Genomic DNA, 20,682 nt, shown 5'->3' with positions numbered 1-20,682 from the left:
GCCTCCGGTTCGGTGAGATGCGTCGCTGCTCCACACCTCACCCGGAGGCCTTCACCTGTGTCTAGAGCCGCTGCCTAACCTCCGTGGACAGAACACCTAGGGCGTGTCTCTCAATCCCATGGCCTGCTGCGCGCCGCCCGGCACGCACGCTGGCTGCGTTGTCGTCAGTCGCCATGGCTCCGCCATGTCTCCCTCCTCCGCCTTGCCAACGCATGCCCCGGACGACGCTCGCGACGGCCGAGGATCGAGAGACACGCCCTGACCCGGCACAACGACTCAGAGCGTGAGCACGATCTTGCCGATGTGCCCGCTGTCCTCCATCAGGCGGTGTGCGGCCTGGACCTCCTCGAGCGGCAGCCGCTCGTGGATGACGGGCACCACGACGCCTTCCGCCACGAGGGGCCACACGTGCTCGACGACCTCCGCGCAGATGGCGGCCTTCTCCTCGGCCGGTCGCGCCCGCAGTGTCGTGGCGATGACGGCGCCGCGCTTGCGCAGCAGGGCGTTGATGTCGAGCTCGGCCTTCGTCCCGCCCTGCATGCCGATGATCACGAGCCGACCTGACGTGGCGAGGGCGTCGACGTTGCGGGCGAGGTACTTCGCACCCATGTTGTCGAGGATGACGTCGGCTCCGCCGACGGCGTTGAGCACGGCGACGAAGTCCTCCTCGCGGTAATTGATCGGCACGTCCGCGCCGAGCTCGGCGCACGCGGCCACCTTCTCCGCCGACCCGGCCGTGGCGAAGACCTTCGCCGACAGTGCCGTCGCGAGCTGGATCGCCATCGTGCCGATCCCGCCGGCTCCACCGTGGACGAGGAACTTCTCGCTCAGCTGCAGCCCGGCCACCATGAAGACGTTGGACCACACGGTGCAGGCGACCTCGGGCAGCGCGGCGGCGTCGACCAGCGAGACTCCCGCCGGCACCGGCATCAGCTGCCCGACGGGGACGGCCACGCGAGCGGCGTACCCACCACCGGTCAGGAGCGCGCAGACCTCGTCGCCGACGGCCCAGCCCTCGACTCCGTCACCGAGCGCCGCGATCGTGCCGCTGCACTCGAGGCCGATGATCTCGGAGTTCCCCTCGGGGACGGGGTAGAAGCCCATCCGCTGCAGGGTGTCGGCGCGGTTGACGGCCGTGGCGGCGACGTCGACGAGCACCTCGCCGGGGCGGAGGGTGGGCTCGGGTGCCTCACCCACGGACAGGACTTCAGGGCCTCCGGCACCGGAGGCGATGACTGCTCGCATGTGGGGTTATTCGTCCTCGTCCGTCTCGTCGTCTTCTTCGAAGTGTTCTCCGGAGTGGTCCACTGCCGAGTCGTCGGGCACCGGGTCGTCGATGTCGTCCGGGTCGGGCGCGTCGGCCGGCCGGTCCCAGTTGTCGGAGAGGTACTGCGCCTTGGCGGCGAGCTTCTCCACGGCCTCGGGGTCGGCGTCGGTCGAGCCGGCCGCGTATCCCAGCAGGTAGGTCGTGATGGGAGCCGCCGTCTTCTGCACGTTCGTCGCCGCTGCGCGCGCCAGGTCGAGGAGAAGGCCTTCGTCGACCTCGGTCTCGACATCGAGCACGTCGCAGAGCTCATCGATCCAGTCGTGGAGGTTCACCCGACCAATCTCTCGCCAACACCGGGCGCGCCGCAAGTGGCGAGCGTGTCGTCAGTCGTCGAGGTCGCGGAGGTCGGCCCACGTGTCGATGTCGCGGCCCTCGTCGCTGACGGCGGCGACCTCGGCCAGGTCGAGGTCGGCGAGCAGCCGGTGCAGCGCCATGCCGTGCTGTCCCTCGAGGTCGGGACGCACCCGGCGCAGGGCTTCGGCCGTCACCACGCCGCAGAGCTGACGACGCCCGCTCGGGTCGACGAGGAACGCCCCGTCGTGGCCCGTGGTCGCCTCGCGCAGCCGGCGGAAGGTGTGGGGCGAGACGCGGGGCATGTCCACGGCGAGCACCCCGACCAGCGTCGCCGGGCGCAGCAGCATGTCGAAACCGGTCAGCAGCCCGGCGACCGGACCGCCCAGCGGCGGGTCCTCGCAGGTGAAGGTCACCGGGCGGGTCGTGGGCACCGTCCGCGGTCCCACGACGACCACCTCGTCGGCGTCGAGGAAGCTGTCCAGGCCGATCTCCAGCAGCGAACGGCCGTGCAGCTCGATGCTCGCCTTGTCGATCCCGTCCATGCGCGCGGCGGTGCCGCCGGCGAGCAGCACGCCGCTGAAGCCGGCTGCGTCCAGATCGAAGTCCATGCCCGGATCCTCCCAGTGTCTCCCCCCGGCTGGCAGTCTGGGGGAGTGACCTCCCAGCTTCTCCGCGTCCGACTCGTGCAGTGGGCCAGCGCCCTCGACCCGTCGGTCAACCGCGCCCGCCTGGCCGAGCTGCCCGCGGAGGCCGCCGACCTGGTGGTGCTCCCCGAGGCCTTTGCCCGCGACTTCGGCGACCCGTCCCAACACCTCGGGTCGTACGCCGAGTCGCTGGCCGGCGACTTCGCGCAGTCCGTCGAGGCGCTGGCGCAGCGCCTCGACACCACCGTCGTGGCGGGCATGTTCGAGACGAGCGAGGACCCGGACCGGCCGTTCAACACGCTGCTGGTGCGGGGGGCCGCCGAGGCGACCTACCGCAAGATCCACCTCTACGACTCCTTCGGCTACCGCGAGTCCGAGCGCCTCACGGCGGGCGACATCTCGCCCCGGGTGGTGGAGGTCGCGGGCACGAGGCTGGGCCTGATGACCTGCTACGACCTGCGCTTCCCCGAGCTGGCCCGGATGCTGGTCGACGCCGGCGCAGAAGCCCTGGTCGTCCCCGCCGCCTGGGTCGCCGGCGACCGGAAGGTCGACCACTGGCGCACCCTCGTGCGGGCGCGCGCGATCGAGAACACCGTCCACGTCGTGGCGGTCGGCCAGCCCGCTCCGCGCTACTGCGGGCACTCCATGGTGGTCGATCCGCTCGGCGACGTACTCGTCGAAGCCGGGCCGGACGAGGCCGTCGTCGATGCCGTGCTCGATCGCGCGGTGCTCGACGAGGCGCGGCGGACCAACCCCTCCCTCGCCAACCGCCGGCTGTAGCCTCGTCGCCGTGTCCACGCCGTCGAATGGTCCCGTGAAGGGTCGCCGCATCGCGGAGAAGGCGGCGAAGGAACGACGCACCCCGAAGCTTCCGAAGCCGCGCGAGCGGGCCGCCGCCGAACCCGACCAGCCAGCGGCGCCTCGTCGGCTGCCGATGATCGGCGCCGTCGCCGCGGCCGCCGCCGTGCTGCTGGCGGGGCTCACGGCCCTCACGTGCGCGGTCGCCGGCGTCGGTCCCGAGTGGCTCGACGGGGCCGGTGCGATCGCCGTCTCGACGGTCCTCGCGGTGGCGCTGGCCCACCGCACCGGTGGTCGGCCCGGCATCGCGCTCGTGCTCGCCCTGGTCATCGGCCTGGCCGCCGTCCTCGTCGGCGGGCCCACCCTGCAGACCGGCGCGGCCGTGCTCACCGTCGTCGTCGGCGGGGTCTATGCCGTGATGGCGACGGTGCCGGCCGTCAGCTTCTGGCCGGCCGCCCGCGAGGTCTTGATCGCGACCCTGGTGTCCGGGTTCGCCGCGATCGCCGCCGTCGGCTTCGAGCCCACCGTCGTCGCCCAGCGCTTCGACTACGCCTCCCTCATCCTCGCGCTGGCCCTCGTCTTCGCGCTCGTGCACCGCCTCGGGGCGGGCTTCCACGGGCTCGGTCGCCGCGGCCTGATCGCGGTGTTCGCCGGCGTCGTCGTGCTCGTCCTGACCCTGGCCTACGGCGAGCTCCTGCGGCGGTACGGCGCCGGGTCGGTCGTCGGCTCCGTCCTCGACTTCGCCGCCTGGACGGCTGATCGGATCGGCGCCTTCCCGCGGCCGCTGGTGGTGTTCCTCGGCATCCCCGCCCTGCTGTGGGGCTGCTTCCAGCGCGCCCGACGCCGGCAGGGGTGGTGGGTCTGCGCGTTCGGCGTGACCGCGACCGTGCCGCTGGCGCAGGGGCTGCTCGATCCCGACGGCTCGTTCCTCGAGGCCGGTCTGCGTGGGGTCTACTCCCTCGTGCTCGGCCTGCTCCTGGGCTATCTCCTCGTCCGGCTCGACCTCGCCCTCACCGCGCCCCGCGGTCGCCGTGGTCGCCGTGCGGAGGAGGCCGAGGCCCACCGGCCGGAGCCCTCGCGCTTCGCCGAGCTCTGAGCGGCCCGCCTCGCCGAGCACTTCGTACGCCGCGGTAACCACTAGCGTCGAACCATGGCCCGTACGAAGTCGACCGAGATCCTCGCCGAGATGGTCGCCAACGTCCTCAGCGTCGACTGCGAGGTCGGCGACACCATCGGTGCCGGCGACACCGTCGTCCTGCTCGAGTCGATGAAGATGGAGATCCCGGTCCTCGCCGAGCGGCCCGGCCGGGTCACGGCGATCAAGGTCGCCGTCGGCGACGTCGTCCAGGAGGGCGACCCGCTGATCGCGCTCGACCTGCTCTGAGCCGGACAGCCAGCGGCAGGTTTCCGGTGCACCGAGAGACCCGTCCTCATGTCCACGCGGTGTGAAACGGTGGCGCCGTGAGTGAATCCGACCTGCCTCTGCGTGCCTCTTGTCGTGGTCTCGTGTTCGACGACGACTCACGGGTCCTGCTGGCCCAGCACCGGATCGACGAGGAGACGACCGTGTGGGTCGGACCGGGCGGCGGCGTCGAGGACGGGGAATCGCTGGTGGAGGCCCTCGCTCGTGAGCTCTTCGAGGAGACCGGCCTCGTGCTGACGGACCAGACCGCACCCGCACTCGTGTGGGCGCAGGAGAACAGGTTCCCCGAGATGGAACCGCACGGCTACTCCGGTGTGACCGGGCACTTCTACGTCGTGCCGTTGAGCGCCTTCACCAGGGAAGCGGGTGCGCTGGTGGACGCCGCTGACCATCCTTGCGAGGACGGCGTGCTCGACATGCGCTGGTGGTCACTCGACGACGTCGAGGCAGCCCAGCGACAGGCGGTCCTCTTCGGGCCGCGTGCCTTCCCGCGCCTCATGCGTGACCTGCTCGACCCGGACGGGTTCGAGGCAATGAGACGCGCCCCCCTGTTGCTCGGGCTGTGACCCTCGTGGGGCTGCGGAAACCACAAGATCCGAACCCACGTCCGTGGGTTCGGATCTCGTCGATGTCCTGAGACATCACATGGCGGTGGCGGTGGGATTTGAACTAGCCGCTATGCCCATTTGCCACCAGGGCCCACAAGCGGACTCAAGTGCTCAGGCAGCCCTCTGACCTGCGGTTACAGCGTTTTGAGGGCGTATGCTCAGGGGACAGATCGCGACACGGGCTGACTCCCATCTGGCACGTATCTGGCACGATCTGGCACGTATCTGGCACGGCAGGGGCACTTTGAGAGGGCGAAATGGTGGCACGGCGAGCGAATAGGCGGACCTTCGGAAGTATCCGAAACCTTCCCAGTGGGCGCTACCAAGCGAGATACACCGGCCCCACCGGAGAGGTGGTCCCGGCGCCCGTGACGTTCACCGCGCGGATGGACGCCGAGGCCTGGCTGATTGCCGAGCGGGAGAGGCACTTCGAGAAGCCCGAGACCTGGGCTGCACCCAAGACTCGCCTCCAGGAAGCTCAGCGAGCCGAGGAAGCCGCCCGCCTGCCCACCTTTCGCGAATACGCCGAGAAGTGGATCAAGAACCGGCGCAGCAGCAAAGGGGAACCGCTTCGGCCGACCACCCGCGACAAGTACATGTCCAACCTGCGCGTCCACGTCTTCCCCGAGTTCGGCGATACGCCCTTGGACGAGATCACCCGTACGACAGTGCGCGCTTGGTACGACAACCTCGAAACGGGCCCTGCGGCACGGGCCGACTCGTACTCGACCTTGCGCGCGATCCTCAACACGGCCGTGATCGACGACGAGTTGCTCGCTCGCAACCCGGCCTACATCCGCGGAGCCGGCGTCAAGAGCGTCTACAAGCAGTTGCGCCCGGCGACCCTGGACGAGTTGGCAGTCATGGTGGAAGCCATGCCGGAACGGCGACGGCTCCTGCTCCTGCTGGCTACGTGGTGTGCCCTCCGCTCCGGAGAACTACGCGAACTCAGGCGATCAGACGTTGTGCTGGGGTTTGACGACGACGCATTCGGCTCCGTCAGTGTCGGGCGTGGGGTGGTGCGGCCTCAGACCGGAGAATCGGAACCGGGGCGACGCACGGCACCCATCGTTGGCGACCCGAAGACCCCTGCCGGTGTGCGGGTAGTCTCCATTCCCGGCGCGCTCATCCCCGTTGTCCGATCCCACCTCGACAAACACGTAGCGGCTGGCCCGGACAGCTTGCTGTTCTCATCCGAGCGCGATCACTCGAAACACCTTGCTGAATCCACACTCAACGGCCGGGCTGCGGTCTTGGACCCCGAAGGCAATATCCAGACGCCGGGGTTCGGGTGGCGTGAAGCTCGGCGAGTCGCCGGCCGCGAAGACCTCGACCTCCACGACCTTCGGCACACCGGGGCGAGCATGGCGGGCGAGGAGGGCGCGAGTATCGCCGAGTTGATGCACCGTCTCGGGCACAGCACGCCCGCCATGGCGATGCGCTATCAGCACAGCACCCAGGACCGCGATCGCGAGCTGGGCCGGAAACTCTCCGCTCGCGCTGAAAGGGCAACTCGAACCCCGACGCCTCGAAAGGCATAGAGGCGACGGCCGAGGTAGTGCGGCGAGGGACCTATCCGATTCCGCGGACTGCTGCCCCGCCAAGCAGCTCCGCGACGAGGTCAATGTCATCGAGGCTCACGTCATCTCCGCCGACGTTGCGAATCCACTGAAGGACCTGCTGCCGTCGCCGGACGAACCACAGGTTGACGTGCAGCGCGACGTCGCTGGCGATCGCAGGTGTCACGCCTCCGATCTGCCTGAGCGCAGTGGAACGCGTTCCGTCGTCGAGTGTCAGCCGAACGATGTCCAGCAAGTCAGTGCCCTGCTTCTCAACAGACCGGTTCATGACGGCCTGGAGCTTCATCGCGATGAGCGGCCCCGGCTCGGCGACGCGGGTCATGACCTCGACTCGTTGGCCATCGCGGCGGACGACCTCGATGAGCATCTCGGTGGCGGTGTCACTGGCCCACGCATGCGAGGAGGCGTGGAGACGATCGCCCGGGTCGTCGCTCGGCTGGTCGAGCTCGGCCTGCCGCACCGCGAGGACATCGACCCTCACCGGCCCGAACGCGGTCGGGAGCAGCACGGCGGCAGGCTCCACCGACTCGGCACCCGGTGCCGACCGGAGTACTTCGAGTTGTGGTGTGGCGCCAAGCATGCGATCGACGACGTCAAGGTCGACGGTGGCTCGGTAGGGATTCGAGAGGCGCGCCAGCACCGCGAGGCCGCCGACGATGACCGGCGTCTCGCCGATCAGGTCGCGCACTTCGGCCACGCCTTGGATGACGGCTGCCATTGCGTCACCGACGAAGGTCACGCGACTACCAGACACGAGTCCACCTCTCATCGGGATTCCAGGCGTCGAGGATCTCTCGCCCGCGGCCGCTGTCCTGCGCAAGGTCGAGTGCAACGAACAACGGGTGTGCGAGCGGCCACTCCGCTGGCCCGCCGAGGTCGATGCGCCGATGTGTGGCCACAGGCACTGGAGCAACTCGGAGGCTGACTGCGGCTCTCTCTGCGGAGTCCGCGGTGCCGAGCAATCGGACGGCACGCCGTAGGACCGACTCGTCGGGCACGAGGAAGTCGAGCTTCTGGCCGGCACGGAACGCGACCGGTGCGCCGTAGGACGCGGCAGCGGCGGTGTCTGAGAGCGCCCAGCCCGGCGCCTTCAAGTCTCCGAGTCCAAGCCGCAGCGCCTGCGTCATCACCGGGTCTGCGTCGTCAGGGACAACCGCTGCGAAGCTGCGCCGCCGCGGCCACTTCTCCGCCAGTCGCCAGAAAAGCGCGGTGTCGATGACGGTGTTGGAGGTGTCGATGATCCCGTCTCGACGTAGCGCGCCCAAAACCGCCGAAACGGTGCTCGGTGATCGACCGAGGTCCCGAGCGAGAGCACGTACGGCGACCCGCTGGCTCGGGGACATCAAGAGGTGCGCGGCGACCTCGAGCCCAACCTTGCCCGCGAGCGCGTCAGCCCGATCGCGTTCCTGCTTGGCACCCGGTACGTCGGCGTTGATCAGCATGCCGTTGGCTCGAATTCCAAGGTGGCCTCGCATGTCCAAGTAGCCGGCGCGGGCTGCGAGGAGGTGGCGGCGCGCATCCTCGGTGACGCGGTCACCGACGACGAGCAACAGGCCGTGGGAGGCGTCGAACTCAGCGATCAGCCGTTCCGCTGTTTTCGCGTCCACGAGTGATCGACGCTTCAGCTCGATGTCTGTCGCGGTTCCGTCCAGGTCGATCGTGAGGTCAGCGGATGCTGCGTGTGCGCCAACGGGAACACGCGCCTCCACTCCAATCTGAGCGAAGGCGTCCTGCGCCGCGGCCCTGACATCCATGGAGCCATGTTCGCAGGTGTTCGGTGTTCGGTCAATACCGAACACCGAACACTCTCACGGGTATGCGCAGAGGCCCATGGTGGATGGATCACACCACGTTCCACCGGCACCTCATGAAGTCCGCACCCGCCACGAATTCACCGGGTGCGCGTCGATCAGAGCGTCGATCGACTCGGCCTTGATCCGGATCGTCCGGCGCCCGAGCCGAACGGCATCGAGCTCGCCGGCGGCGATGTAGCGACGAACGGTCTTCACCGAAACGGCGAGGATCTCGGCTGCCTCGGCCAACGAGACGAGCCGGCGGGGAACGGTGGTGGTGGAAGTCATGGGTCCTCCTGGGTCCAGAGCGACCGAACTGGCCGCCCACACCCCTCAAGGCCGAAACCTGTCCCCACATGGACACCCCATCTCTGCCGCTCATCCGCACCAAGATCCGCAACGTCTCCCGCCCCGAGCTCCACTCGCCCAGCGCCGTCCTGTTCCTCATCCCGCACGCTCCCCCAGACCGTTTCCAGAAACACACCTCTTTCATTCCAAATCGGGGTGGCCACTCGACCGCCCTCCGCGGCCTTGGGGAATGTGACGATGACACTCAAGAAGCTGGCCGCCGGGTCGGGGTATGAGTACCTGACCCGCCAGGTCGCGGCCGCCGACTCGACCGAGCTCGGCTCGACGCCGTTGGGCGACTACTACTCGGCCAAGGGTGAGGCACCCGGCCACTGGGTGGGCTCGGGGTTGGTCGGTCTCGATGACCTCGCGTGCGGCGACACGGTCACCGCCGACCACATGAAGAACCTGTTCGGGGAGGGCTGCCATCCCGTCACTGGCACGGCTCTCGGCCGCGCCTACCGACCGGATGCTGTCGCGGGTTTCGACCTCACCTTCTCGCCGGTGAAGTCGGTCTCGACGCTGTGGGCGGTCGCGCCTCCCGAGGTGGCCGAGGCCATCACGAGGGCACACGATGCAGCGGTCGCGGACGCGCTCGCCTTCTTGGAGGAACACGCGATCTTCACGCGCGAGGGGACCGACGGCGTGCGCCAGGTCGAGGCCTGCGGCCTGGTCGCGGCCGCGTTCGTCCACCGTGACTCGCGCGCCGGCGATCCCGACCTGCACACCCACGTCGCCGTCGCCAACAAGGTGCAGACCCGCCAGGGCAAGTGGCTCTCGGTCTACGGCACCGTCCTGCACCAGTACGCCGTCGCCGCCTCCGAGGCCTACAACACCGCACTCGAGCACCACCTCACAGAGCAGCTCGGCGTTCGTTTCGTCGACCGAGCGGCGGGGCTCGCCAAGCGACCCGTCCGGGAGATCGACGGCGTCGATCCCACTCTGTGCCGGCGCTGGTCGCATCGTCGCCACGACATCGAGGACCGCACCGGAGAACTCACCGACGAGTTCGCCGCGAAACACGGTCGCCTGCCGACACCGAAGGAGGAGATCGCCTTTGCACAACGCGCCAACCTCGAGACCCGCGCCGCCAAGCACGAGCCACGATCCGAGGCCGACCAACGTACGACGTGGCGAAGCGAGGCCGTCCAGGAACTCGGGCAACGGGGCCTCGACATGATGATCTGCGCCGCACTCAACCCGACGACCTCCGCACCACAGCGAGCGGACGAACAATGGCTCCGCGAGGCGACCGCCCGCGTGATCGCAGAGCTCGAGGCTCATCGCGCGACGTGGCAGTCCTGGCACCTGTACGCCGAAGCGGAACGCCAGGTGCGTGGCATCAACGTTCCGGCAGATCAGGTCCCCGAGATCGTGGAGCGCCTGGTCGAGATCGCGACGACATCGTTGGTGAACCTGACTCCGGACCGCGACCCGATCGCTGAACCCGCCGGGTTGCAACGCTCCGATGGCACCAGCGTCTATCGGCACACCGGCGCCGACCACTTCACCAGCGAGCGGATGCTCGCTGCCGAGCGGCGCATCGTCGACGCTGCGGCCATCCAATCCGTCGAGGTCATCGACTCCCTCGACGTCGAGCTTGCCCTGATGAAGGCCGAGCTCGACGGAACCGCGCTCAACGCCGGCCAGCGCGAACTCGTCCGCGCACTTCTTTCCGACCCTCACCACGTGGTTCTGGCGCTCGCGCCGGCTGGATCTGGCAAGACCACGGCGATGAATACATTCGCGATCATCAGTGCTGACCTCGGCTACGAGGCCGTCGGCCTGGCGCCCTCGGCTGCAGCCGCTTCCGTACTTGCCAAGGCGACCGGAATGGCGACTGAGACCCTCGCCAAGCTCGACCATGCGTTCCGCTGGGACCAAGAGGTCCGCATCGGTCCGCGCACGGTCGTGGTCATCGACGAGGCTGGGATGGCCGACACGCTCACCCTCGATCGAGTCATCGCTGCCTGCGCCCATCGCGGTGCCCGCGTGCGCCTGATCGGTGATAACCGACAGCTCGCAGCGGTGGGTGCCGGCGGCGTGCTGCGCGACCTCGCCACGACCCACGGCGCCGTGCGACTTGAGGAGGTCGTCCGGTTCGACGACCCCACCGAAGCCGCCGCGTCGCTCGACCTGCGCGCGGGCGACCGCGCCGCTCTCGGCTTCTACCTCGACCACGACCGCGTGCACGTCGGCGACACCGACGCCAGCCTCTCCGACGTCCTCGCCGCCTGGTCAACCGAACAAGCAGCCGGACGTGAGTGCCTGATGCTCGCACCGACCCGCGACCTGGTCGCACGGCTCAACCACGCTGCGCGGAAGTCCCGGCTGGCAGGCTTGCGTCCACCCGGAGAGGTCGAGCTGACGGACGGGAACCAAGCCTCCGTCGGCGACACCATCCTCACTCGACACAACGACCGTCGCCTCGGCATCAGCGCCACGGACTGGGTCAAGAACGGCGACCGCTGGACCGTCACCGGAGTCGCGGGCGACGGCTCGATCCGGGCCTGCCACCTGCGTACGCGCCTGCAGGTCGTGCTCCCCGTGGAGTACGTCGCCGCGCACGTCGAGCTCGGCTACGCGACCACCGTCCATGCAGCGCAAGGCAGCACGGCCGACGTCATGCACGGCATCGTCACCGGCTCCGAAGATCGACAGTTGCTCTACACGATGCTGACCCGCGCTCGGGCCGAGAACCACCTGCACCTCATCACCGACCAAGCAGCGAGCGAACGGGACGATGAACAGTTTCTGCCCGGGATCGACGAGCAGCTGACCGCGGCCGCGACCCTCGACCGGGTCGTCGACCGCGACGGTTCCGCGGTCTCCGCGACAACCGAGCTCGCCAACGCCACCAGTGCCGCGACCCAGCTCCGCGACGCCGCACGTCGGTACGCCGATGCCGTCACCATGGCCACGAAGCGGCTCCTCGGGCGCGACGCCGCCGATGAGCTGGCGTCGACAGCCGGTCCGCTGCCCTGGCTTCCCGGTGTCCCAGACGAACTGCAGGCGTACGGCGACTGGTCGGCGTACCTCGAGTCGCGCGCCGATCGCGTCGCCTCACTCGGCGACCAGGTGCGCCGATGCGCGGATCTGCCGGAGCCACTGGCCAGGTTCGACGACGTGCTCACACCAGACCTCCGTGCCGAGGTTGTGGTGTGGCGGGCGGCCAACGGTGTATTCGACGACGACCGGAGCCTTCTCGGTCCCCGCGTCAGCGACCCAGCCGCGCACTTCTACGCCCGACGCCTGCAACGACGGATCAACGATCTCTACCCGCCCTCCGTCCAGGGTTGGGAGGAGCGCATCGCGAAGTCGATCGGCCGACCAGAGCTGCGCGGGACACACGTTCTCGACCTGGCACGGGAGCTCGATGGTTTCGACCGGGCGGGAATGAACGCCGGTCTCCTGCTTCGCCGAGCGACGTCGATGCGGAAGCCCCTCCCCGATGAGCACACTGTCGAGGCGCTCGCCTACCGCGTGCAGCAGATGGCTACCCAGCAGCGCCGGGTCGACGATTCGCAGCAACGTCGGGCGCCCACGCGCCCGGCGGCAGGTCTCGGACTCTGAAGAAGTGGGCGTCGTGGTCCTCGTTGATCACGAGGTGCATCTCCTCAGCCGCCGTCACCTGGCAGGTGGGGTGCTGAGCGCGCCACACCAAGAACCTCGCCTCGTCGTCACGGACGTTGACGTACTCGGCCAATCGATCGAGCGCCGCCGACGCGCGGCGACGGATCGCTCGGCTGGACAAGTGCACGCATTCCGCGACCACGTCGACCACCGCCGGCGTCGTCAAACCCATCCGCCCACGACGCGCACCGACGTCCAACTCAGCGGCGACCCGCGCCAGATCGCCCAACAGGACCGCGTCGAAGACGTGGATCGCGTTCACGTCCATCGCCTCGATCATAAAGCCCGTCAGATCCCAGAACGCGTCGCCCTGTGATCCGTCGTCCTCAGGCGCGAACCCAATTGTGGCGTCGTACTCGACTCGGGTCGCCTCCGCCCACACCCGGTCACGTCGCCTGGCGAGATCGCCCACCCCGAGATCGGCACCCACCTCACGGCGGGTACGTCCGAGGATCTTCCCCGCCACCTTCCCCCCGTCCAGCTCGTGTGCTTGCGCTGCCTCGAGCCACAACTGTCCAGCCACCATGCGGTCGATGTCGGGATGGAGATCGCGCAGGTTGTCGGCGATCCTGGTGGCACCAGGGATGAGGAGCCACACCAGCACGGTCACGGCTTCTTCGTCGTACGCCGTCAGGGCCGCGAGCTTCGAGAGGACCGCGCCCTTCGTTGATGCCGTGGCACGCCGCGTCCACGCGGGTAGATCGCCCAGGTCTTCGACCACGGCCAGCTCCGGGTCGGCCGCGCACCAGCGCGTCCAGATTCGATGAGCGGCCACCATCAGCGGCGATCTGTCGTCGTCAACGCCAAGATTCGTTGCCAGTCCCATCGCGATCTCCCCGAGCCTTCACCGGTGGCTGGTCCACCCGGCGAGTTCGGGGCGGTGGGGTCACAAGCACCCATCTGGGCCGCGAACTACCTCCCAAGGTGCGCCGCGGTCAGATGCCTGTCAATAGAGCGATTTCAAGTCCTCAAGTCACTCGTGGTCACTCGTGGACAGTAGGTGTCAACCAGCACTGGGGGCGTGAGGGATTCTTCGCCGGCTCTCAGGCTTTGACCGAGTTCCCGACCTCGAGCACCGGACAATTTGGGTCCCGTCGCGGCGGCCGATCGGTAGTCCGCGAGCAGCTTGAGGGCATCCCGTGACACGCATCTGCGCCATATGGCTATGAAGCCGAACTAGTGAGGAGAGAGTCCCTGATGTGGTGCAACTCGAGCCGCTGATCGACGCCAGCACCGTGTCGGTCCCTGCCGTACGACGCCCGCGTCCCGGGACGGTTACCCGGACAGCCCTTACGGGACACATAGCTCCGGCTCTACGCCGCGACCAGCGTCGTTGTCGCAACAGGTTCCCTCTGTGGCACGCTCCGCGTGCCGTTCCCGGCCACCGTCCCGTCAAACGCGCCGCTGGGACTCGTTCCCCAAGGTTTCGCTGCCTTGGGTCTGGTCTCAAGATTTCCTGGCGCGTTGTTCGTAGGCTTGGCGCGCTGATGTGTCCACGCCCGCCAGGAACATCTGTTCTCCGCCCAGACGCCGGGCCAGGCCCTCGGCCACGGAACGGGGCATGAAGCGTTGCGCGGCCAGCACTTGGCCCATGACCCTGGTGACGTAGGCACGCGGGCGTGGCCTCTCGAGAAGCCCGGCAATCGCGTCCGCGATCTCCTCGGGCTCCGCATTGCGGAATCCCCGTGGCCCGGTGGTGCCGGCAACCAGTTCGGTGTTGGTGAACGTGGGCAGCACCAAGGAGACACTGACCCCGCTGGTGCGGTGCTCGAGGCGGACCGCTTCGGTGAATGCGATCACTGCGGCCTTGGTGGCGCAGTAGGTCGCCGCACCGGGGACGAACGCCTCGCCCGCCATCGACGCGATGTTGATGATGTGTCCATTGCGGCGAGGGAGCATCGAGGCGAGGGCGATCTTGGTGCCGGTAATGACGCCGTGGAGGTTGATGTCGACCATGCGGCGGGCCGCCTCCTCGGGCTCCTCGAGGGTCGGCCCGACGGGCATGATGCCGGCATTGTTGATCAGCACGTCGGGTGTGCCCAGCCGCTCGGAGACCATCGAGTAGAACGCACGGAACGACTCCGCATCCGTCACGTCGAGGCGGCCCGTGACCTCGAGCCCGAGCTCGTCTGCCGCTGCGAGCAGGCGCGTCTCGTCGATGTCGCCGATGGCCACCCGAGCGCCACGCTCGATGAGCGTGCGCGCGGTCGCGTAGCCGATGCCTCGTGCGCCGCCGGTGATGACGACGACTTGGCCGCGAAGTGAGCTGGAGGTCATGACGTCCCAATCTGCGCCCACGGGTGTGGGCGTCTCGTTGAACTGGAGGGCGAACGACAACTACCGGTCACGGGGCGGCCTGTCCGCTCACACCGGGTGCGACCAAGGGCGGAGAGTTGCTGGCACCCTGTCTGAAGTGGGCTTCGTCCACGCGCAGGAACAGCGCCGATGCGAAGGCCACCGAACCTCCCGAGGTGTCGCGCATCTCGGCCTCGACGAAGCGCTTGCGTCCCTCTACACGAACGATTTTGGCAACTAACTCGTAGGCCACTCCCAGGAGCACAGGCGAGTCGTAACGCACTTCGAGCTGCCGGGTGACCGCGGGGGCGCCGGTGAGGTAGAGGAGAAAGCCGAACAGATCGTCGAGAACCGTAGCCACGGCACCACCGTGCGCGATCCCGGGAGCACCTACGTGGCGCTGATCGAACACATGGACCGCATGGACCTCCTCGCCGCGACGGTGCACCACCAGGTGATGCCCATGAGGATTGTCGGGGCCACACGCCAGACAGTGGTCGTGGTGCGGCGGAAGGAGAGCGCCGTCTTCGTGCGGCTTGAACTTGTCCAGCCAGGTCGCCAGGATTTCTTCGACGCTCGTCACGACCGCGCCCCAGGTTCGCCGGTTGCGTTCAGCGACGCAGATGCCTGCTGCAGGGCTGCGACCAAGTTCCTTTCGAGGTCAGGAAGGCTTGCGGCCGCGCGTGCGACTCGGGCTGCCCTGGCAGCCAGTGACTCGTCAGCGATGGCCGCGCGTGCCAGGGTCTGCCACGCGCCCGCGCACTCTGCTGCCACCGCGGCTGCTTCTGCAGCTTCGGTTGAGCTGAGGAGCTTGGCAACCTGCGCGCAGCCCTGGGACTGCAACAGCCGGAAGAGTCCCCCGCCGGTTCCTGCCTTGTCGACGAAGACCGGCAGCACCCGTAGTGCTGCCTCCAGGTCTGCGGCATTCAGCTCGTGCGGCCACGCTGCGACGTCGTCGGCGAAGGCCTGAACACCGCCCAGCCCCGAACCTGCGCATGCTCCGGGCGGCAGGATGGACAGGTCCACCAAGTCGTCGCCTCCGGTGAGCATGGAATGGGCGGACGCCGCGAACGCTTCAGCAGCGGTAACCGCCAGGTCCGGCAGGCTCTCTGGCCAGCGGACCGCGAAGGTGGCATGTCTCGTCGGAACCGGGAATGCGGTCGAGCTGCGAGCCTCGGCAAGCGCTTCGTAGGGCACTTCCTGGATGTCCTCGCGGTCGTTGTCAGCGACGAAGGCGGTGTTCGTGGCGTCGTCGTAGCCGATCACAACGATGTCATGTCGGCTCATCTGGAGTCGGACGCGCAGGTAAGGCAGCTTGGCGATGTCTGCCCACACCATGACGGGCCTGCCGGCGTCGAGCTCGTCGACCACCCACTGCCACCCGAGGATGGGGTCATCGGACTGCTTGAACTCGACGGCAGCGCCCAGCCTGCCGAGCACATCGAGCTCCATATCTCCCCCACGGCCAACGAGGTAGACGGGCGGCACCATTCCAGGGACACGAAGGTAGCTGAAGCCCAGCCCACCTCCGAGGGCGAAGACCAGGCCCTCCTGGGGCGGGCCGTCCCACCCGAGGCCTGCCCACTCGACCAGGTCGCGCAACGCGCCCGACCCGCAATGGCCCGCGCTGCGGTGGGGATAGTCCAGCAACACCCTGCTCACGCGGTCAGCTCCGATCCATGGATGGCTGTTTCATGCCGCACGACCGCGGCCGTGATCAGCGCGACGTTCACGATCGTGTTCTGCATCGGAGGTCCTTCCCCGTCAGGTGGAGCGAGCGAATGCGGAAGCGTTGATCAATCAGCGGTGGCAGCGCGCCTGAGCGGAGCCGACGAGATCAGTCCGCTGCGATCTGCACCAGCTCGGCGCGATCGACCTCGAGCCCTTCGGTGATCTTCTGCTTGCTTCGCATGAAGTCGCGCGGTCGGTTGACGCAGTCGGCTGCGATCAACTTCTGCTCACGCAGGTAGAAGCAGGTGAAGTCGCGGTCTCGAGTCGGGTCGCCGCTGAGCAGGATCTCGTCGTACCCGGCGCTCAGGCCGGCGATCTGGAGCTTGAGGTCGTACTGGTCGGACCAGAACCACGGCAGCGCGGCGATGGTCTTCTCCTTGCCGCACATCGTCGCCGCCGCGGCTTTTGCCTGCTCGCCGGCGCTGGGCACCGACTCCAACCGGATCCTGCGCCCGTAGTGCGTCATCCAGTGGCTGGTGCAGTCGCCTGCCGCGACGATGTCGGTGTCGCTGGTGCGGGCGTTGTCGTCGATGACGACGCCGTCATCAACGACAAGGCCTGCGGCCGCGGCCAGCTCGGTGTTCGGCTCGATCCCCACGCCGATGACCACGAGGTCGGCGCGAAGCCGCTCCCCGCCGGCGAGCTGGACCTCACGGACGCGATCTTCGCCGGTCATGGCCTCGACCAGGGCGCCGGTGCGGATCGTGACACCCGCCTCGCGGTGGATCCGCTCGTAGAAGGCCGACACCTCCGGCGCCGTGACCCGCATCAGCACCCGCTCGGCGGCTTCGAGGACGGTGACGTCCAGGCCCAACGCAAGGAGGGACGCTGCGGTCTCCAAGCCTATGTAGCCGCCGCCCACGATCACCGCGCGCTTACCTGGCTGCGCCGACTCCCGGATCTGCTCTACATCGGCAAACGTGCGCAGGTAATGGACGCCCGGGAGATCGGCTCCCGGGACCGGGAGCCGCCGTGCCTGCCCGCCGGTGCACAGCGCGAGCTTGTCGTAGGACAAGCTGCGACCGTCAGCCATCACAAGCCGGCGCTCTGCTCGCTCGATCGACTCCACGCGAGCATCTCGCAGCTCGATCTCCTGCTTCGCATAGAAGTCCGGCTTCCGGATCGCCAGCTCGCCGATGGCGCTCTTTCCCGACAGGTAAGCCTTCGACAGCGGCGGCCGGTGGTACGGAAGGACTGCCTCGTCGCCGATGAGGACGACTCGCCCGGACCACCCCTGCTGACGCAAGCCCGCCACCACCTGCGCGCCGGCGTGACTGGCTCCGACGACAAGCGCAGTCCCCCGCGTCATGCCTGGGTCTTCGGGGTCAGGCGCACCGTGAGCTTGCTGATTCCTCTGACGAAGTTGGACTGGACGTACTCCGGCTCGTCGACGACCTCAATCTTCTCGAAGCGGGTCAGCAGTTCCTCCCACAGGATCCGCAGCTGCATCTCGGCCAGGCGGTTGCCCATGCATCGATGCACACCGAAGCCGAACGCAATGTGGTTGCGGGCGTTCTTGCGGTCGATGACGAGTTCGTCGGGTCGCTCGAAGACCCGCTCGTCGCGGTTGCCCGAGGCGTACCACATGACGAGCTTGTCGCCCTTGCGGATGAACTGTCCGTTGAGGACGGTGTCCTTCTTGGCGATCCGGCGCATGTAGGCCAGGGGGGTCTGCCACCGGATGATCTCCGAGACCATGTTCGGGATGAGGTCGGGGTTCGCCTTCAGTTTCTCGAACTGGTCGGGGAACTGGTTCAGAGCCAGCACGCCGCCACTCATCGAGTTTCGCGTGGTGTCGTTGCCCCCGACGATGAGCAAGGTCAGGTTGCCCAAGAACTCCATCGGACGGTCGATGAGGTCCTTGGTGTCCTCGTTGCTCTGCAGCATGGTGATGAGGTCGAAGCCCGGCTCCTCCCCTGCGGCGAGGCGAGTCTTCTTGTCGTGCCACAGCGCGCTGAGACCGCGCGCCATGTCAACCATGCCGCGGAAGACCTCGTCGTTGTCCGAAGGTCCTCCGTTCGCCTGCTCCATCGAGGTCGCCAGGTCCGACCACTCGACGAGCTTGTGTCGCTGCTCGTAGGGGAAGTCGAGCAGTGTGGCCAGCATGCGCGCCGTGAGTTCGATGGAGACCCGGTCGACCCAGTTGAAGGGTTGGTCGACGGGAAGCTCGTCCAGCACCTCCTTGACGCGGGACCGGATCAGGCCTTCCATCTCGCGCAAGTTCTTGGGCGCGACAACTCCCTGAACTGCCGCCCGCTGTCGGTCGTGTCGCGGCGGGTCCATGGCGATGAACATGGCGATGTCCATGAACCGCGGCGGCTCGCCGATGATGATGAAGGGCTCGGCGGAGAAGGCCTCGTGGTTCTTGTCGACGGCGATGATGTCGGCGTGGCGGGTGATCGACCAGAACGGTCCGAAGGGGCTGTTGGCCTGGTAGTGCACGGGCGCCTCGTTGCGCACCCGCTCGAAGTAGGACTGCCACCGGCCCTGCCGATACAGAAAGGGATTGCTCAGGTCGATGTCGGCGAGCTCGACCTCGTCCACCGGCGGGATCGGCCGCTCGACGAAGATCTTCTGCCCATCGGTCCGAGTCACGAAGCGACGGGTCTTGTCGTAGAGATGAGCCCCGCGGATCTGCAACTCCATCGGGACGACCGACTTGACCTTCTCGCCAATTTCTTCTGCAACGTTGAACATCAACAGTCCACCTTCTCTTCAGTCACATCTGGAACTCGGGCAGGTGGACGGTGAGCCCGTCCCAGCCGTCGGACACGTTCATCTGGCACGAGAGCCGCGAGGTCGGCTGACGCTCGGGATTCATCGACAACATCTCTTCCTCGACCGGACCGGACCCACCCACCGTGTCGGCCCACTGCGCGTCAACGACCACGTGACAGGTGCCGCAGGCGGCCTCGCCACCGCAGTCGCCGTCGATACCGGGGACCCCGTTGTCTACCGCGACCTGCATGAGGGTCAGGCCCTCTTCGAGCGGCGCCTCGTGCTTCTCGCCGTCGTGCGACACGAAAGTGACAGCTGCCATGGTGACCATCTCCTCGCTGGAATTGTCCTTCCACTATTGGCCCCGACACTGCATGTGGCTATGGTCACCAGAGTCATAAGGTTGTGATTTCGGGTCAGGGGTTGATGCGTGAGGAACGACGAGGCCGGGGTTCCCCCGTTGGCATTCGTGCAGCTGCTCAACAGCGGTGCGCTGGATGCCGGCTCGGTGGCCCACTTTCGCCGCATCGTCGCCGGTCAGTTCACCTCCGAGATGGAGCTGGTCGAACGCAACGTGCAGGTCCCCGTCCGGTGGTTTCGGAAGGTCTACCCTGACCTGGACAGCGACAGCGGCACCTTGCTCGGCCTCGCCTTCGCCGAACAGGCACAACTGACCTCCTTCGGACCTCTCAGCCTCCCGCTGGTCAGCGCCAGTTCGGTGTCCGAGATCTTCGAATTGCTTGGCTACCTGCCCGTCATCTCAACGGCTCTGCGCCCTCACTTCCACCACAGCGAGCGTGGACTGACAGTGGGACTGAGCGGTCACACCGGCGATCCCGCCCTCGATTGCCTGGTCATCGCGTACGCCGGCTCAGCCCTGCTGCGGCTGGTCGACCTGCTGGCGGGCACCCTCCCCGCAGTGACACTCAACCTGGGCTGGGCGGCACCCCGAGCACAGCCGCGACCCAAAAGCACATTCGGCGCGAGGATAGTTTTCGACTCGCCCGCATCCTTCGTGGACGTCCCCGCCGACATCCTGAACACGCCTTGCCGGTTTCCCGACCCAATGGCCTACCGCCTGGCCATCAACGAGCTGCAGCGCACCCTGGACCGACGCAGCATGCCTGGCAGCTTCACCGAACGTGTGAGGCGCTTGCTCGAGCAAGATCCCGGGCGCCACCGCGGGTGCGAGGTCGCAGACCTGCTCGCCGTGTCCCCCAGCACCATGAAAAGACGACTGCATTCAGAAGGGACGACGTTTCGTGACGTCCGTCAGTCGTTGCTTCGCGAGCGAGCGATCCTGCGACTGCTCGACCGCCCGATGTCGGTCAGCCAGATCGCCGCAGACCTCGGCTACGCAGACCTCACGAACTTCTCACACGCCTTCAAACGCTGGACCGGGCAGTCCCCCAGCGAGTTCCGGCGTGTAGGGGCCCTCGGGCAGGACGAGTGAAGTTGGCCAATGCTAGTAGTTGGTGAGGGCGCCGATG

General features: G+C 67.8%; 19 protein-coding genes and 1 pseudogene. 7 read left to right on the top strand and 13 right to left on the bottom strand.

Annotated features, from left to right (window positions below; translation table 11 throughout):
* Window positions 1-276: 276 nt before the first annotated feature.
* The 3 genes from C9J87_RS17425 to mobA are packed head-to-tail and all read right to left on the bottom strand — an operon-like array spanning window position 277 to window position 2,229.
* A complete protein-coding gene (locus C9J87_RS17425; protein ID WP_036489939.1) occupies window positions 277-1,245 on the bottom strand; it encodes an NAD(P)H-quinone oxidoreductase in 969 nt (322 codons plus the stop codon).
* Between the two features lie 6 nt (window positions 1,246-1,251).
* Window positions 1,252-1,599: a DUF6457 domain-containing protein gene (locus C9J87_RS17420; protein ID WP_010831266.1), complete on the bottom strand. Its 348-nt coding sequence runs from the start codon at window positions 1,597-1,599 to the stop codon at window positions 1,252-1,254.
* Window positions 1,600-1,650: 51 nt separating this feature from the next.
* The gene (gene mobA / locus C9J87_RS17415; RefSeq protein ID WP_010831265.1) at window positions 1,651-2,229 is read right to left on the bottom strand and encodes a molybdenum cofactor guanylyltransferase; all 579 of its coding nucleotides are present in this window, start codon (window positions 2,227-2,229) and stop codon (window positions 1,651-1,653) included.
* Between the two features lie 45 nt (window positions 2,230-2,274).
* On the opposite strand from mobA, the gene C9J87_RS17410 reads away from it, so the two are divergent.
* From C9J87_RS17410 to C9J87_RS17390, 5 genes are all read left to right on the top strand, one after another.
* Complete coding sequence (locus C9J87_RS17410) at window positions 2,275-3,045, top strand: carbon-nitrogen hydrolase family protein (protein WP_010831264.1); 771 nt, start codon at window positions 2,275-2,277, stop codon at window positions 3,043-3,045.
* Window positions 3,046-3,055: 10 nt separating this feature from the next.
* Window positions 3,056-4,159, top strand: a complete 1,104-nt coding sequence (locus C9J87_RS17405) for a hypothetical protein (RefSeq protein ID WP_157953248.1) — start codon at window positions 3,056-3,058, stop codon at window positions 4,157-4,159.
* A gap of 54 nt (window positions 4,160-4,213) precedes the next feature.
* Window positions 4,214-4,447, top strand: a complete 234-nt coding sequence (locus C9J87_RS17400) for a biotin/lipoyl-binding carrier protein (RefSeq protein WP_010831262.1) — start codon at window positions 4,214-4,216, stop codon at window positions 4,445-4,447.
* A 77-nt stretch (window positions 4,448-4,524) separates the two neighbouring features.
* The gene (locus C9J87_RS17395) at window positions 4,525-5,052 is read left to right on the top strand and encodes an NUDIX domain-containing protein (protein WP_084622741.1); all 528 of its coding nucleotides are present in this window, start codon (window positions 4,525-4,527) and stop codon (window positions 5,050-5,052) included.
* Window positions 5,053-5,462: 410 nt separating this feature from the next.
* The gene (locus C9J87_RS17390; RefSeq protein ID WP_198652392.1) at window positions 5,463-6,635 is read left to right on the top strand and encodes a tyrosine-type recombinase/integrase; all 1,173 of its coding nucleotides are present in this window, start codon (window positions 5,463-5,465) and stop codon (window positions 6,633-6,635) included.
* A 31-nt stretch (window positions 6,636-6,666) separates the two neighbouring features.
* Here C9J87_RS17390 and C9J87_RS17385 read toward each other — a convergent pair whose 3' ends face one another.
* The 3 genes from C9J87_RS17385 to C9J87_RS17375 form a co-directional block, all read right to left on the bottom strand.
* Window positions 6,667-7,413, bottom strand: a complete 747-nt coding sequence (locus tag C9J87_RS17385) for a prevent-host-death protein (protein WP_198652391.1) — start codon at window positions 7,411-7,413, stop codon at window positions 6,667-6,669.
* A 4-nt stretch (window positions 7,414-7,417) separates the two neighbouring features.
* A complete protein-coding gene (locus C9J87_RS17380; RefSeq protein WP_107706156.1) occupies window positions 7,418-8,428 on the bottom strand; it encodes a helix-turn-helix domain-containing protein in 1,011 nt (336 codons plus the stop codon).
* A gap of 111 nt (window positions 8,429-8,539) precedes the next feature.
* Window positions 8,540-8,755, bottom strand: a complete 216-nt coding sequence (locus tag C9J87_RS17375; protein ID WP_107706155.1) for a helix-turn-helix domain-containing protein — start codon at window positions 8,753-8,755, stop codon at window positions 8,540-8,542.
* A 258-nt stretch (window positions 8,756-9,013) separates the two neighbouring features.
* Here C9J87_RS17375 and mobF point away from each other — a divergent pair, with 258 nt between their 5' ends.
* On the top strand, window positions 9,014-12,388 hold the full coding sequence (mobF, locus tag C9J87_RS17370; RefSeq protein ID WP_107706154.1) for a MobF family relaxase: 3,375 nt from the start codon (window positions 9,014-9,016) through the stop codon (window positions 12,386-12,388).
* On the opposite strand, the gene C9J87_RS17365 is transcribed toward mobF, so the two are convergent.
* From C9J87_RS17365 to C9J87_RS17335, 7 genes and pseudogenes are all read right to left on the bottom strand, one after another.
* A complete protein-coding gene (locus C9J87_RS17365; protein WP_157953247.1) occupies window positions 12,312-13,274 on the bottom strand; it encodes a hypothetical protein in 963 nt (320 codons plus the stop codon). The genes mobF and C9J87_RS17365 overlap by 77 nt on opposite strands.
* Window positions 13,275-13,894: 620 nt before the next feature.
* The gene (locus C9J87_RS17360; protein WP_107706152.1) at window positions 13,895-14,725 is read right to left on the bottom strand and encodes an SDR family oxidoreductase; all 831 of its coding nucleotides are present in this window, start codon (window positions 14,723-14,725) and stop codon (window positions 13,895-13,897) included.
* A 67-nt stretch (window positions 14,726-14,792) separates the two neighbouring features.
* Window positions 14,793-15,326, bottom strand: coding sequence for a PaaI family thioesterase (locus C9J87_RS17355; protein ID WP_107706151.1), 534 nt, complete (start codon window positions 15,324-15,326; stop codon window positions 14,793-14,795).
* Window positions 15,323-16,396 carry a BtrH N-terminal domain-containing protein gene (locus C9J87_RS17350; protein ID WP_232820097.1) on the bottom strand — a complete coding sequence of 358 codons (1,074 nt, stop codon included), beginning with the start codon at window positions 16,394-16,396 and terminating at the stop codon, window positions 15,323-15,325. The genes C9J87_RS17355 and C9J87_RS17350 overlap by 4 nt, the downstream gene beginning before the upstream one ends.
* A 184-nt stretch (window positions 16,397-16,580) precedes the next feature.
* The gene (locus C9J87_RS17345; protein ID WP_107706149.1) at window positions 16,581-17,783 is read right to left on the bottom strand and encodes an NAD(P)/FAD-dependent oxidoreductase; all 1,203 of its coding nucleotides are present in this window, start codon (window positions 17,781-17,783) and stop codon (window positions 16,581-16,583) included.
* A gap of 2 nt (window positions 17,784-17,785) precedes the next feature.
* A pseudogene (locus C9J87_RS17340) lies at window positions 17,786-19,171 on the bottom strand (cytochrome P450); the annotation flags it as partial.
* Window positions 19,172-19,193: 22 nt separating this feature from the next.
* Window positions 19,194-19,514 (bottom strand): 2Fe-2S iron-sulfur cluster-binding protein, encoded by a 321-nt coding sequence (locus C9J87_RS17335; protein WP_107706166.1) that lies wholly within the window; start codon window positions 19,512-19,514, stop codon window positions 19,194-19,196.
* A 108-nt stretch (window positions 19,515-19,622) separates the two neighbouring features.
* On the opposite strand from C9J87_RS17335, the gene C9J87_RS17330 reads away from it, so the two are divergent.
* The gene (locus C9J87_RS17330) at window positions 19,623-20,645 is read left to right on the top strand and encodes a helix-turn-helix domain-containing protein (RefSeq protein ID WP_107706147.1); all 1,023 of its coding nucleotides are present in this window, start codon (window positions 19,623-19,625) and stop codon (window positions 20,643-20,645) included.
* The last annotated feature ends 37 nt before the right edge of the window (window positions 20,646-20,682 follow it).

The organism is Nocardioides allogilvus, assembly GCF_003047285.1.
In the GTDB taxonomy this organism is placed as follows: domain Bacteria; phylum Actinomycetota; class Actinomycetes; order Propionibacteriales; family Nocardioidaceae; genus Nocardioides; species Nocardioides allogilvus.
The sequence above is the reverse complement of the archived record's forward strand: the minus strand, read 5'-3'. Positions and strand labels throughout refer to the sequence as shown.